The following is a 13,454-nucleotide window of genomic DNA, read 5'->3' on the forward strand; positions in this document are numbered from 1 at the left end:
GACCGGCTGCGTGCTCAGAACCGTACACGTGTTCGAAGATCTCCCGCCACCGGGACACGTGGTCCCGCTGTGCCCGGTGGGGGTCAAGTGATCGTTCCGACCGGGTTGGCGGGCCCGTCACCTCCGCTCCCCCTGCGGGCTTCATGGCTTGAGTTGCCTGGGGTGGGTTTTTCGGACAGCGAACCCGCCCCGAGCACGCAAGGAGTCGACTCGTGTCATATCGACGCATCGCCCGACCGGCGGTCGTCCTGGGCCTGGCATCGGTCCTGGTCGCCGGTACGGCGCTGCCCGCACTGGCCGGGCCCCCCGGGCCCGGGGGCACCGCACCGCCCCTGGTTCCGGCCGATCCGGCGGCCCCGGGCCTGCATGACCTCAATAGGCTGATGCTGGCCGCTCCCGGGAGCACCGCCGACCGACCGTTGGAGACCGACCGGCGGACGCGGCCGGTCGCCCCCGGCACCACGCTCACCTCGTTCGACCGCCTGGACGGCAAGGGCTGGCTGCGCGCCGATCTGCTGTCGGTGGACCTCGGCGGCGGCAAGGTCCGCGCCGGGTACCTCTCGCCGGGCCCGGTCTCGGCCGTGGAGCCGCTGTCCGGGCAGGCCGACCGGGCGGGCGCCATCGCGGGGGTGAACGGGGACTTCTTCGACATCAACAACACCGGCGCCCCCAACGGCGCGGCCGTGAAGGACGGCAGACTGGTGAAGTCGGCCACGCCCGGCTGGTCCACCAACACCGCCGGGGTGTCCGCCGAGGGGCTCGGCCAGATCGCCCAAATGCTGCTGGAGGGCGAGGTCACGTTGCCGGGCGACCGCAAGGCGCGCCTGGACCAGTTCAACGCGCACTTCATCCAGAAGGACGGCATCGGCGCCTTCACCTCGTTGTGGGGCACGGGCGGCCGGGGCCGGTCGCTGGCCCAGGGCGCGCAGCGGATGGCCGAGGTCCTCGTCGTGGACGGCAAGGTCGCCGAGGTCCGCGACGCCCCGGGAGCCGGGGGGATCCCCGCGAACGGGTTCGTGCTCGTCGGCCGGGAGGGCGGCGGCGATCTGCTCCGCACGCTCAAGGCGGGCGACGCGGTGTCGTTGACGTACGCGCCGCGCTCGTCCGTCAAGCCCGCCGCGTTCGCCGTCGGCGGCAACCAGACCCTCGTCAAGGACGGGGAGATCCCGGCGATCACCGACCCGGCCGAGCACCCCCGCACGGCGGTCGGGTTCTCCGCCGACGGCCGGCGGATGTTCCTGATGACGGTCGACGGCCGCCAGATCGACAGCCGCGGCGTGACGCTGACCGAGTTGGCCGGCCTGATGAAGGAGGCCGGGGCGCACAACGCGCTGAACCTGGACGGCGGCGGCTCCTCGACGATGCTGGCCCGCAAGCCAGGTCAAGGCCGGGGCCGGATCGAGAACCGGCCTTCGGACGGCGGTGAGCGCCCGACCCCCAACGGGATCGGGCTGTTCTCCAACGGCAGCGGCAGGCTGACCGGCTTCTGGGTGGAGCCGGCCGCCGACCCGGCGCAGGCCCCCGGGGTGGGGCCGACGCGCGGCGGGCGGCCCGACCGGGTCTTCCCGGGGCTGACCCGCGAGTTGGTGGCCACCGGGCACGACGAGTCCCACGGCCCCGCGAAGGGCACCCCACGTTGGACGGTGACGGGTCCCCAAGGGTCCGTGGACGATGATGGAACGTTCCGGGCACGCCGGCCAGGCGACGTCACGGTGGTGGCCTCGCGGGGCGCGGCCAAGGGGCGGGTCAAGCTGACCGTCCTGGGCGCGCTCACCCGCGTCGGGGCGACCGTCGACCGCGTGACGATCCCCAACGATCAGACGACCGGCGCGTTCGGGGTCGTCGGATTCGACGCGGACGGCTTCACCGCGCCCGTCGAGCCCGCGGACGCGAGGCTGACGTACGACACGACGCTGCTGGAGATCACACCGGGAGAGGGCGGGACCTTCGCGGTCAAGCCCCTCAAGACGTCCGGCTCGACGCTGGTGACCATCGAGGTCAAGGGACGCCGGACCGCCCTGCCGATCAGCGTGGGCCTGGAGCAGCGGACCATCGCGACGTTCGACGACGGCGACCGCTGGAGGTTCGGGACGGCGCGGGCGTCCGGCGACGTCGAGCCGGTCTCCGACGGCCGCACCGGTCCGGGGCTGCGCCTGTCGTACGACTTCACCAAGTCCACGGCGACGCGCACCGCGTACGCCTACCCGCCGGAGCCCATCCAGGTGCAGGGTCAGCCGCAGGCGCTCGGCGCGTGGGTGTACGGGCACAACAAGGGCGAGTGGACGGCGTTCACGATCACCGACGCCAACAACCAGTCGTACTCCCTGTACGGGCCGTACATCCGCTGGGAGGGCTGGCGTTATGTCGAGATGGCGGTGCCGTCCTCGGTGGCGTACCCGATCAGGGTCAACCGCTTCTACACGATCGAGACGGCGGCGAACCGCCAGTACACGGGCGAGGTCCTGATCGACGACATCGTGGCCAAGGTGCCGCCGTCGGTGGAGACCCCGCCGCCCGCTCCCCGGACCCCCGACCCGCTCGTCGTCCAGGACGGCACGGTGAACGGCCGCAAGTGGCGCTTCGCGGTGCTGTCGGACGCCCAGTTCGTGGCCGCCGACCCCGACAGCGCGTACGTCGAACGGGCCCGGCGCACGCTGCGGGAGGTGAAGGCCGCCGAGCCCGACTTCCTGGTGATCAACGGGGACTTCGTGGACACCGGGTACGAGGCCGACTTCGCACTGGCCAAGAAGATCCTCGACGAGGAGCTGGGCGGCGCGCTGCCGTACCACTACGTGCCGGGCAACCACGAGATCTACGGGCCGGGGAACATCGCGAACTTCCGGAAGGTGTTCGGCGAGCCGTTCCGGACGTTCGACCACAAGGGCACCCGGTTCGTGCTGCTGGACTCCTCCACGGGCACGTACCGGACCAGCTCGTTCGAGCAGCTCCGGATGCTCAGGAGGGCGCTGGACGACGCCCGCGGCGACGCGTCGATCGGCTCGGTGACGGTCTTCGGCCACCATCCGTCGCGCGACCCGCTGCCGAGCAAGAACAGCCGGCTCGCCGACCGCAAGGAGGCGGCGCTGATCGAGGGCTGGCTGGCGGACTTCCGGACGGCCACCGGCAAGGGCGCGGCGGTGGTGAACGCGCATGTGGGCGTGTTCAACGCCTCGCGCGTCGACGGGGTGCACCACTTCATCAACGGCGACTCGGGCAAGAACCCGGCCGCCGGGGCCGCCGACGGCGGCTTCACCGGCTGGACCATGTTCGGCGTCGACCCGTTGACGCGGGAGGCCGCCGAGCGCGACCGGCACTCGCCGTTCCGGCGGTCCGCGCGGTGGCTGCACGCCGAGGTGCGCCCGCACGTGGACGAGCTGACCGTGGACGCGCCCGAGCGGCTGGCCCCCGGCGGGAGCGCGCGGGTGACGGCCACGCTGCGGCAGCACGGCCGGGATCTGCCGCTCGCGTATCCGATGAGCGCCGATTGGAGCGCGTCGCCGAGCGTCCACATCGGTGATCCCGACGACGCGCGGCCGTGGCACGTCGCCGTGTTCGACCCGGCGACCGGGACCCTCAAGGCCCGGCGCGACGGCACGATCACGCTGTCGGTGACGGTGAACGGGACCGCCCGACGGGCCACGATCACCCTGACCAAGGAGGAACGTCCCGCGGCCTGACCCCGGTGTGGGCCCGTCGGGGTTTCCCCCCGGCGGGCCTTTCCGTTACCTACGAACGACACGACCGTAATACCCCGGAAATGGATGTCCGATTTCCTCGCGATCATGACGGACGAGGAACTGAACACCCTGATCAGGGCACGGCTGGCACTGGCCGGCGTGAATCTGGAGCAGCTTCCGGAGTCTCCGGACCCCCGGACCGGATCGCCGACGCGCGAGCAGGCCATGGAGTACCTGCGCACCTTCCTGGCCGGCCCGAAGGTCGACGGGCGACGCGCCGGGGGGCGTCCGGCCGCGCTGAACTCCTGGCGGCCCCCGGCGGCGAGCCCCGAGCTGGCCCAGCAGCTCGCGGCCCCGCTGGAATACCCGTCGATCACCGAGGCATGGACGGACTCCCGGTGACGCGCCCGATGAGCCGCACGGTGTCGCGCCGCCTGTTCCTGGCCCGCACCGGCGCGGTCACCGCGACGACCGCCGCCGTGACCGCCCTGCCCACCGGTCCGGCCCGCGCGACGCGCCCGCCGGCCCTGCGGATGCCCGACGTGCCCGTCCGCAAGGCGGCCCTGGACGACCCGGCCGAGGCGACCCTCGCGGAGGCCGCCACGCTGCTGCGCGGGCGCAGGCTCACGTCGGTCGAGCTGACCCGGGCCTACCTCGACCGGATCGCGAAGCACGACTCCGCCTACCAGGCGTACGTCACCGTGCTCGCCGACCGTGCCCTGGCCGCGGCCCGGCGGGCCGACCGGCTGCGCACGGGACCGCTGTCGGGTCTCCCGCTGATCATCAAGGACAACGTCTTCACCGCCGGGGTCCGCACCACCGCCAACTCGTTCATCTTCGAGACCTTCGTGCCCGACCACGACGCGACGGTGGTGGCGCGGCTCACCGGGGCCGGCGCGATCGTGCTGGGCAAGGGGCAGATGGGCCCGCTGGCCACCACCCGGGCGACCACCCCGGACGGGCGGATCACCACGGTGAACGCCTGGACGCCGGCGAACCCGGCCGTCGACCCCGGCGGCTCGTCGACCGGGCCCGCCACGGCGGTCGCCGGGCGGCTGGCGGCGTCCTCGATCGGCACCCAGACCGGCGGCAGCATCGTGCTGCCGAGCAACCAGCAGAACCTCACCGGGCTCAAGCCGACGATGGGCCGCGCCTCGATCTACGGGATCGTCCCGCTGTCCTTCACCCGCGACCATCCCGGACCGCTGGCCAGGGACGCGATGGACGCGGCGATCATGCTGTCGGTGATGGCCGGACCCGACCCCCGCGACCCGCGCACCCTGGGGCTGCCCCGGGTGCCCGACCTGGTGCGCGCCGCCACGCCGGTCCGACGGGGCGGCCGGCCGGCGCTGCGGCGCGCCACCCGCGTCGGCGTCCCGGAGGACTACCTGACCACGTCGAACACCCAGGTCCTGGCGTTGCGACGGGACTTCCTGACGACCCTGGGGAAGATCCCCGGCGTCCGGCTGGTCGACGTCGCCCACCCGGCCGACTGGGGGCTGCTGACCGGGGCGTTCAACGACGCCCGGCTGGCCGAGCGCACCGAGCCGTTCCGGCCCTTCCTCCAGAAGGACCTGAGGCTCTTCGGCGTCTCCGTCCTGAGCTGGTTGGGCGGCCTGATGCTCTCGGGCGACGAGTGGATCACGGCGCAGCGGGCCAAGGCGCACCTGCTCGGGGAAGTGCTCGACGGGGTGCTGGAGAAAGCCGACGTGGTGCTGCAGACCGGTCCCGTGCCGTTCGACATCCTCGGGCTCCCGGAGATCGGGTTCCCGATCGGCTTCACGTCGGCCGGGGTGCCCGTCGGCACGATCCTGGGCGGCGGCCCGTACGAGGAGGACCGGCTGCTGGAGGTCGCGGCCGCCTACCAGGCCGTCACCGACTGGCACTGGCGTCGGCCGGCCGACCCGTCCCCCGCCGTCGCGGCGGCGCGCTCGGCGCCGCCGCGGATCGACGCGGTGACGGCCGCCGAGACGAGCGCCTAGCCCCGGCCGGACCCGGCTGTTCCGAGAGGGGTCGTGCGGCGGTGCGGCGATGGTGAAGGATGGCGCCATGAGCTACACCGGAGATGTCCAGGTCGGCGGTCGTCCCGATGTGCGGGAGCTCCCCGGTCTCACGGTCACCAAGGTGGCGGTCGGGCCGTACGACAACAACGCCTACCTGCTGCGCTGCGCCGTCACCGGCGAGCAGCTCCTGGTGGACGCGGCCAACGAGCCCGCGCGCCTGCTGGAGCTGATCGGCGACGGCCCGCTGGGCGGCGTCGTCACCACGCACCGCCACCAGGACCACTGGGAGGCGCTCAGCCCCGTGGTCCAGGCCACGGGGGCGCCCGTGTCGGCGCACCCGTTCGACGCCGAGAGCCTGCCCGAGCCGGTGACGGCGCCGCTCGAGCACGGCGACCGGGTACGGGTCGGGGAGGCCGAGCTGGAGGTGATCCACCTGCGGGGTCACACACCAGGCTCGATCGCGCTGCTGTACGACGCGGGCGGCCGACTCGCCGACACCCCGCACCTGTTCACCGGCGACAGCCTGTTCCCCGGCGGCGTCGGCAACACCTGGGGCGACCCCGCCCTGTTCGCCCAACTGCTATCGGACGTGGAGGAGCGGGTGTTCGCCCGGCTGCCGGACGCCACCTGGTTCTACCCGGGGCACGGCAAGGACTCCACGCTCGGCAAGGAGCGCCCGAGTCTGCCGGAGTGGCGCGAACGCGGCTGGTGACGGTCAGCCGATGACCGGGGCCGGGTGGCCCCCCAGCACCGTCTTGAGCTCGCCGGGCGCGGCGGAGCGCTCGGCGCCCTCCACCGAGATCACCATGGGGACCGCCGTGGCCGTGGACGCCACCCTGATCCGCGCGGCGCCGATGCCCGCCTTCCTGCGGCTCGCCGGGGGAGGCCGACTGGTGGGCGCCGGGGCCGCTGCGCCGACCGCGCCGCCGGGCCGGGCTCACGGAGGCCCCGCCGACCGCACCACGCCCGGCAACGACGCCCTTGCCACCGGATATCGGCCGATCCCGCCCGCCGACCGCATATCGTGGATGATCCCTCCCTAGCGGACAGGAGATGGGCACATCCCCGAGCGTGACGAGGTTCCCGTACTGGAAGAGCCGCCCGACGCCGAGCGGCCCGCCGAGCACGTCCTGTGCTTCCCGGCGCGGTCGCTGGTGTTGCTGGCGGGCCTTCCCGGCGCGGGCAAGAGCACTCTGCTCGACCGGCTCTACGGGATGAGCGGCGCCGAGCTGTGGCCGGTGCCCGACGGGAACGCCCGGGTGATCGACTCGCGGCAGGCGCGCAACCGGTGGGCCCGCCGTCTGGGCCCGCTGCCGCCCCGCGCGCACATCCCGTTCGTCTACGTCACCCACGTCTGGCGCATCGCCCGGATGCTGATGGGCGGCCACGCGGTGGTCGCCCACACCCGGGGCACCTGGCCGCACCTGCTGTACGGGTTCGCCTGGCTGGCCAGGCGCACCGGGACGACGCTGCACCTGGTCCTGCTCGACGTGCCGCCCGGGACCGCGCGGGCGGGGCAGGTCTCGCGCGGCCGGGTGCTCACCACCACCACGTTCCGCCGGCACGTCCGCCGCTGGGACCGGCTGATGGCCAAGGCCCGGCGGGGGGCGGTGCCGCCCGCCGACACCGTCACGATCCTGGACCGCGCCGCCGCCGACCGGCTGACCGCCATCCGGTTCGGCCGGTGCGAGCCCGTGCAGCCGGGTCACCGCTGACGGCCTCGCCGTACGGTTGCGGCCCGGCCGCACCGGAAGGTGTCGCCGAAGTCGCGTGAACGGAGTCGCCGGAGCAGGCATCCTGGTCCGGGCCGCCCCACGGTGAGGGCGGCCGGAGAGGGGACCGGGATGCGGCCGAGCCCGAGGGTCGTCGCGGCGATGGCGGGGCTGTGCGCGGCGCTGGCGGGGTGCGGGGGCGCGTCCTCCCAGGCGTCGTCCTCGATCGCTCCCCCGACGGCTCCCCCACCGCCGACCACGATGGCGACGCCCCTTCCGCCCCCCACCGCGAGCCCCGAGCGGAGCGTCGCCGCCGCGAGGCCCACCAAGTTCTCTCCGGGCTGGCGCGTCACCGTCTATTACACGGCGGTCGAGTCGTTCCACGGCGGCTCCCGCGAACGGGTCAAGGGCTGCCTGCGCTCCGGATGCGGGAAGCCGACCATAGACCTCGGCGCCTATCCGAAGGGCTTCGTCGACGCCGTGCGGACCGAGGGGGCCGGGCGCATCACCAGCGGCCGCCACAAGGGCCGCTATCTGACCTGGTCGCGGCGCATCGGCCACTTCTGGCTGGACGACATCGCCCGAGACGCCACCAACAAGCCGCTGCGTCCCTGGGTCACCGCCGCCGCCGACCGCACGGTGCTCGAACGGGGCTCGCGGTTCGTCATCACCGAGTGCGGCAGGGGCTGGGGGAGGCGACCCGTTCCCACGGCCACCTGCCGGCGCTTCCGCGAGGCCCGATGGAAGGTGGTGGACGTGTTCGCGCCGGGCTACGGGGGCGAGCACCACGCGGACGTCTATATCGGCGAGGAGACCGGTCCGGACTTCACCGGGTCGCCGTTCTACACCACGCTCAACGACGCCGTCCTGGGCCTTGAATAACCATCAAAATGCCTATACGTCCTATTTTCGACTCTCTCCTGGTAACTGTGCGGATAACGTGACAAGGAACGGCACGCGAGGCCCATCGAGAGCGATAGTCTCCGACAGATCACGCTGCATGCTTGAGGATTCACACTTGGGAGATCACGCCACATGATCGCCGACAGTCGCGCACAGGCCTGGACCCGCTGGGGCGCCGTGGCCTTCATGGCCACCGCGGTCCTCACCGCCACGGCGGGCGGCTTCGCCCAGTCCTACGCCGGCCTCTACCACTGGGCCCTGGAGCACGGGCTCAAGGGGTGGAAGGCCGAGTCGTTCCCGCTGCTGGTCGACCTGTTCATCATCGTCGGCGAACTGGGCCTGTTCCTGCTGGCGATCGACGCCTTCGTGATACACCGCCGGAACATGCTGAGCTGGCTGGACTTCTGCCTCCCGCTGACCATCGCGATGGCCGGCTGGACGGCGAGCCTCATCTTCAACGTGGGCCATGTCGGCCGGCAGGAGTTCTCCTACCAGGTGACCGCCGCCGTGCCGCCGATAGTGTCCATGCTCGGCCTGTTCGTGCTGCTGCGCACGCTGCACCGCTACGTCTCGCAGAACGTGGAGGCCGCCAAGCCCGCCCCCGCCGAGCCGCCGCGCGCCATCGCCGCCCCGGTCACCCTGCACCAGATCACCCTGATGCCGATGCGCGTCACGGGGCCGATCCCGCAAGTCGGCGGCATCCGGGTGGAGAAGGCCCTGGAGTCCGGCGGGGCGGCCCGGGGCGCCCAGGCCGGCCAGGAGGCCGAGGAGGCCGGGGCCGCCAAGGCGACGGCCCAGGCGCCCGCCGCCCCCGTCAAGCGCGCCAAGCCTCGTCGGCCCGCCCCCGAGCCGGCCGCCGAGCCCGAGCCCGAGCCCGCCCCGCATCTGGCGGTCGTCGGCGCCGCCGCCCGAGCCGGCGTCAACGGCCACGGCAGGCTCGACACCAACGCCCTGGAGCAGCCGGTCCTGACGCCGGAGCCCGAGGCCCCCGCCGCCACCGCCGAGAGCCTGCGCAGCGTCGCGATGAGCGCCCTGGACCGGCACGAGGGCGACGTCGCCGCCACGCTCGCCGTCGTGCGGGCCGAGGGGCACCTCAGCGACGAGACGGAGATCCGTCGGATCCGCGACAACCACTGGTTCCCGTACGCGGTGTACCGCCTGCTGGCCAAGCACAAGGGCGACGGGGCCCTGGTCCGGCAGGAGCTGGTCGAGCGAGGCATCGAGTTCGACCCGACGGCGCTGCGGGAGCTGGTGGAGTCCTGGCGCGCCTGACCCGTTCGCGACCTCGACGGCCTCCTCACCCGCGCAGGGTGAGGAGGCCGTCGCGTTCCACGGCGTCGAGCGACAGGACCTTGTAGCCGACCTCGTCGAACAGCACGGTCACGCGATCGGGGTCCCGCCGCATCACGATCCCGTCGCCCCACTCGGCGTGCGCGACGTCCGCGTGGAGCGGGAACGGGCCCTCGTCCGGGTCCTGCCGGGGCTCGGCGTCACCGCCGCGGTCGTTGTCGCAGTGGCCGCAGGCGTGCTCGTACGGCTCGCCGAAGTACTCCAGCAGGAAGCGGCGGCGGCATCCGGTGTGCTCGGCGTAGCCGCGCATCATCTCCACCCGCGACCGTTCGATGGCGCGGCGGGTCTCGTCCAACTCGACGGCCCCCTCGACCGCCCGGTCCGGTGACGGGCCGCCGGCGGCGTACCGGACGTCGCCCTTGCCGGTGACGGCGACGGCCCCGGTCCGGGCGAGCAGGTTGACCGCCTTGGCGAGCCCGGCCGGGGTGACCTCCAGAGCCTTCCGGATCTCGGCGCGCCGGAGCGTCCCCTCGTGGTCGTGCACGTATTCGGCCACCCGGCCGAGGGACTCCTCATCGGCGTGCCCACCGGCGAAGAACCGCCGGAGGCCCAGATCCTCCGGCCGGTAGAACAGCACGGCCGCGGCGGGCTTTCCGTCCCGGCCGCCCCGACCGATCTCCTGGTAGTAGGCGTCCGGCGACTCCGGGGGCGCAGCGTGCAGCACGTAGCGGACGTCGGGCTTGTCGATGCCCATGCCGAACGCTGAGGTCGCGACCACCACGTCGAGCCCGTCCTCGCGGAACAGGCGGTGCACGCGGCGGCGTTCGGCGGCCTTCATCCCCGCGTGGTACGGCTCGGCCCTGCGTCCGGCGTCCCTGAGCCGCTCGGCGTACTCCTCTGCGTCCCGGCGGGTGGCGACGTACACCAGGCCCAGGCCCTGGCGCGCGGCGGCGTCCTCGACCAGCGCCCGCCGCTTGTCCTCGTCCTCGACGAAGCGGCGGACCTCCAGCCACAGGTTGGGGCGGTCGAAGCCGCGCACGACCTGCCGGACGTCCCGCAGGCCCAGGGACCGCACGATGTCGTCGCGCACCGTCGGGGCGGCCGTCGCGGTCAGCGCCGCGACGGGCGGGTGGCCGAGCCGGTCGATCACCCGGCCGAGCGCCAGGTAGTCGGGGCGGAAGTCGTGGCCCCACGCCGACACGCAGTGCGCCTCGTCCACCGCGATCAGCGAGGGCCGCGCCGCCGCCAGCCGGTCCACGACGTCGGGCCGGGCCAACTGCTCCGGCGACAGGAACAGGAACTCCGCGTCCCCGGTCCTGATCTCCTCCATGGACTCCTCGCTGCGGCTCTCCGGCTGGACCGAGTCCACGGTGACCGCCCCGCCGGCGTCCACGTCGCGCAGGGAGGCCGCCTGGTCCCGTTGCAGGGCCAGGAGCGGGGAGACGACGACGGTCGGGCCCGGCAGGAGCTGGGCGGGGACCTGGTAGACGGCCGACTTGCCGCTGCCGGTGGGCGACACCAGGAGGACGTCGCGCCCGTCCAGGAGGGCCTGCATGGCCTCCTGCTGACCGGGCCGCAGCCCGGGCCAGCCGAAGGTGTCCTCGGCGATCTCCTTGAGCCGCAGCGCGTTCACGCCGAGGCCCGTTCCCCCGGAACGACGGGCTACTCGGCGGGCGTCGCCAGTCGGGTCGTCAGGGTGCGTCCCCGGAGGGTGACCTCCTCGCCGAGGGTCCAGCATCGGGCCTCGTCGGGCTCGGCGTTCGCGACGACCTCCCCGGCGGCCAGCACCAGCCGGGGGGTGGACTTGGCCAGGTCGGTGAGCCGGGCGGCCTCGTTGACCGGGTCGCCGATCACGGTGTACTCGAAGCGCTCCTCGGCGCCGATGTGCCCGGCCACCGCCTCGCCCGCGGACACCCCCACCGCCGCGCTCACCTCGGGCACGTCCGCGCGCAGCCGCTCCGCCAACTCGCGGGCCGCGCGCAGCGCCCGGGTCGGCGCGTCCGGCAGGTCCACCGGGGCCCCGAAGATCGCCAGCGCGGCGTCGCCCTCGAACTTGTTGATCCATCCGCCGTGCCGACCGATCACCTCGACCACCACGGCGAAGAAGCCGTTGAGCAGCGCCACCACCTCGGTGGGCGGCCGGTCGGCGGCCAGCCGGGTGGAGCCGATCAGGTCCACGAAGATCACCGCGACCTCGCGGATCTCCCCGCCGAGGTCGGTGCCGCGCTCCAGGGCGACGCGGGCGACGTCCTCGCCGACCTGACGGCCGAACAGGTCGCGGAGCCGTTCGTGCTCGCGCAGCCCGGCCACCATGTGGTTGAAGCCCGCCTGCAGCAGACCGATCTCGCTGCCGTCGTAGACGGGGACCTCGGCGGCCAGGTCCTGGCGCTCGACCCGGGCCATCGCCAGCCGGACCGACTCGACCGGGTCGGCGATCGCGCGGGCGGCCACGTAGCTGACGCCGAACCCGACCACGAGCGCGATGCAGGCCAACGCGATGACGCCGATCGCCAGGTCCTCGATGTCGGCGCCGTCGAGGACGAAGGCGCCGCCCGCGAGGGCGATCAGGCCGAGGAGGGGCACCGCGGTGCCCAGCGCCCAGGCCAGCATGGACCGGGTGACCACGCCGGGCAGCCCGGTGCGGCGCGGCATGTCCGCGCGCAGCGTGGTGGTGACGGCCCGCCGCAGGATCCGCTCGGTCAACAGGTAGACGACCGTGCAGGTGGTCAGGCCGCCCAGCAGGCTGGTGGTGCCGACCTTGAACGCCACCAGGGCGGAGTCCGCGGCGTTGATGATCACCCACCCGACCGTCCCGACACCCCACAGGGCCAGGTGGACGGCCATCAGCCGCAGCGGCCCGTACAGCAGCAGGAGCCGTTCGCGCTTGTCGGGGGCGCGGTCCTCCTGCTCGACGAGGCGGCGGACCCGGCGGAAGAACCGTTCGCCCAGCACCAGGCCGACCGGAACGGCCGCGACCACGTAGGCGATGAAGACGATCAGGTTGACCAGGCGCATCCGCTCGGAGCCGGCCTCGGGGGTCGGCACGGCGATCATGGTGAACAGCAGGACGACCAGGGCCCCGCCGAGGTTGGCGATGCCGGTCGCCGCCGTGATCAGCGCGCGGGCGCGGCGTGCGATCTGGGACCTGGACGCGTCGGGCGGCCCGTCGATCAGCCGCCACAGCGGCCCGAGCAGGCTCCGCCGGCGCGGCGGCACGGCGGGAGGGGGGCTCTCGCGGTCCGGGGACTCGGGGGCCGGTGCGTGCTGCCGCTCGCGGGGCGCGCCGATCGTCATGGCGTCGGTCCGCCCCCCTCGGACGGCGGCGCGGCCTCGGACCACACCGTCTCGGATCGTTCGGCGGCCCATCGCGCCCAGTCGGCGAGCGCCCCGTATAGGCGCACCCCGGCCTCCAGGCTGATCCGCATGGCCTGGACGGGGGGCGCGTAACCGAAGTCGCCGCGATCCTTGGCCTCGGTGAAGCTCCGGTAGAGGGCGGCCATGCCGGAGTAGTACTCGGCCTCGCTCTCCAGGTGGCGCGCCACGTCGTCCGGCTCCATCAGCCACAGGAACAGCGAGCGCAGCAGCGGCTCGAACCGCATCGTGTGGTCGACCCGGGACGTGGCGAGCCATCGGCGGACCTCGGCGAGCCCGGCCTCGGTGATCCGGTACGCCTTGCGCCGGCGGGGGCCCTCGCTGTCGACCTCGATCAGCCCGGCCGCCGACAGCCGCGCCAGCTCGGCGTAGATCTGGGGATGCCCGGCGGGCCAGACGGGCCCGAGCACCTCTTCGAACCGCCTGGTCAGGTCGTAACCGCTGGCGGGTCCCTCGGCGAGCAGGCCGAGCAGGCCGTAGCGCAGCGACATGTCGGC

Annotated in this window: 11 protein-coding genes; 8 read left to right on the top strand and 3 right to left on the bottom strand. The window is 73.6% G+C overall.

All coding sequences use genetic code 11. The features are described from left to right. Positions 1 to 212: 212 nt before the first annotated feature. The 8 genes from DFJ69_RS33225 to DFJ69_RS33265 all read left to right on the top strand — a co-directional run bounded on the left by DFJ69_RS33225 (position 213) and on the right by DFJ69_RS33265 (position 9,567). A complete protein-coding gene (locus DFJ69_RS33225) occupies positions 213 to 3,677 on the top strand; it encodes a phosphodiester glycosidase family protein (protein WP_211328900.1) in 3,465 nt (1,154 codons plus the stop codon). Positions 3,678 to 3,761: 84 nt separating this feature from the next. Continuing rightward, entirely contained in the window at positions 3,762 to 4,079 is a 318-nt protein-coding gene (locus DFJ69_RS33230) for a hypothetical protein (RefSeq protein WP_116026231.1), read from the top strand. Continuing rightward, positions 4,061 to 5,659: an amidase gene (locus DFJ69_RS33235; protein ID WP_116026232.1), complete on the top strand. Its 1,599-nt coding sequence runs from the start codon at positions 4,061 to 4,063 to the stop codon at positions 5,657 to 5,659. Before DFJ69_RS33230 ends, DFJ69_RS33235 begins: the two co-directional genes overlap by 19 nt. Before the next feature lie 67 nt (positions 5,660 to 5,726). After that, on the top strand, positions 5,727 to 6,392 hold the full coding sequence (locus DFJ69_RS33240) for an MBL fold metallo-hydrolase (RefSeq protein WP_211328901.1): 666 nt from the start codon (positions 5,727 to 5,729) through the stop codon (positions 6,390 to 6,392). A gap of 94 nt (positions 6,393 to 6,486) precedes the next feature. Further along, a complete protein-coding gene (locus DFJ69_RS33245; protein WP_116026233.1) occupies positions 6,487 to 6,723 on the top strand; it encodes a hypothetical protein in 237 nt (78 codons plus the stop codon). 111 nt (positions 6,724 to 6,834) lie between these two features. Continuing rightward, complete coding sequence (locus DFJ69_RS33250; RefSeq protein WP_245974677.1) at positions 6,835 to 7,395, top strand: AAA family ATPase; 561 nt, start codon at positions 6,835 to 6,837, stop codon at positions 7,393 to 7,395. A gap of 129 nt (positions 7,396 to 7,524) precedes the next feature. Beyond that, complete coding sequence (locus DFJ69_RS33260; RefSeq protein ID WP_170177909.1) at positions 7,525 to 8,274, top strand: RlpA-like double-psi beta-barrel domain-containing protein; 750 nt, start codon at positions 7,525 to 7,527, stop codon at positions 8,272 to 8,274. Between the two features lie 153 nt (positions 8,275 to 8,427). Further along, positions 8,428 to 9,567 (top strand): DUF2637 domain-containing protein, encoded by a 1,140-nt coding sequence (locus tag DFJ69_RS33265; protein WP_116026236.1) that lies wholly within the window; start codon positions 8,428 to 8,430, stop codon positions 9,565 to 9,567. Between the two features lie 25 nt (positions 9,568 to 9,592). On the opposite strand, the gene DFJ69_RS33270 is transcribed toward DFJ69_RS33265, so the two are convergent. Genes DFJ69_RS33270 through DFJ69_RS33280 form a run of 3 tightly spaced genes read right to left on the bottom strand, consistent with a single transcriptional unit; the run spans position 9,593 to position 13,448 of the window. Next, positions 9,593 to 11,218, bottom strand: coding sequence for a RecQ family ATP-dependent DNA helicase (locus DFJ69_RS33270; RefSeq protein ID WP_245974678.1), 1,626 nt, complete (start codon positions 11,216 to 11,218; stop codon positions 9,593 to 9,595). 29 nt (positions 11,219 to 11,247) lie between these two features. Next, on the bottom strand, positions 11,248 to 12,879 hold the full coding sequence (locus DFJ69_RS35140) for an adenylate/guanylate cyclase domain-containing protein (protein ID WP_116027076.1): 1,632 nt from the start codon (positions 12,877 to 12,879) through the stop codon (positions 11,248 to 11,250). Beyond that, entirely contained in the window at positions 12,876 to 13,448 is a 573-nt protein-coding gene (locus DFJ69_RS33280; RefSeq protein ID WP_116026238.1) for a helix-turn-helix transcriptional regulator, read from the bottom strand. Before DFJ69_RS33280 ends, DFJ69_RS35140 begins: the two co-directional genes overlap by 4 nt. Positions 13,449 to 13,454 lie beyond the last annotated feature (6 nt).

Origin of the sequence: Thermomonospora umbrina (assembly GCF_003386555.1) — a bacterium.
GTDB classification, from domain to species: domain Bacteria; phylum Actinomycetota; class Actinomycetes; order Streptosporangiales; family Streptosporangiaceae; genus Thermomonospora; species Thermomonospora umbrina.

Excerpts from the sequence above, each read along its gene's own strand:
- DFJ69_RS33240 (WP_211328901.1), top strand. The coding sequence starts at position 5,727 with ATGAGCTACACCGGAGATGTCCAGGTCGGCGGTCGTCCCGATGTGCGG.
- DFJ69_RS35140 (WP_116027076.1), bottom strand. The coding sequence starts at position 12,879 with ATGACGATCGGCGCGCCCCGCGAGCGGCAGCACGCACCGGCCCCCGAG.
- DFJ69_RS33230 (WP_116026231.1), top strand. The coding sequence starts at position 3,762 with ATGTCCGATTTCCTCGCGATCATGACGGACGAGGAACTGAACACCCTG.
- DFJ69_RS33235 (WP_116026232.1), top strand. The coding sequence starts at position 4,061 with ATGGACGGACTCCCGGTGACGCGCCCGATGAGCCGCACGGTGTCGCGC.
- DFJ69_RS33280 (WP_116026238.1), bottom strand. The coding sequence starts at position 13,448 with ATGTCGCTGCGCTACGGCCTGCTCGGCCTGCTCGCCGAGGGACCCGCC.
- DFJ69_RS33260 (WP_170177909.1), top strand. The coding sequence starts at position 7,525 with ATGCGGCCGAGCCCGAGGGTCGTCGCGGCGATGGCGGGGCTGTGCGCG.
- DFJ69_RS33245 (WP_116026233.1), top strand. The coding sequence starts at position 6,487 with ATGGGGACCGCCGTGGCCGTGGACGCCACCCTGATCCGCGCGGCGCCG.
- DFJ69_RS33265 (WP_116026236.1), top strand. The coding sequence starts at position 8,428 with ATGATCGCCGACAGTCGCGCACAGGCCTGGACCCGCTGGGGCGCCGTG.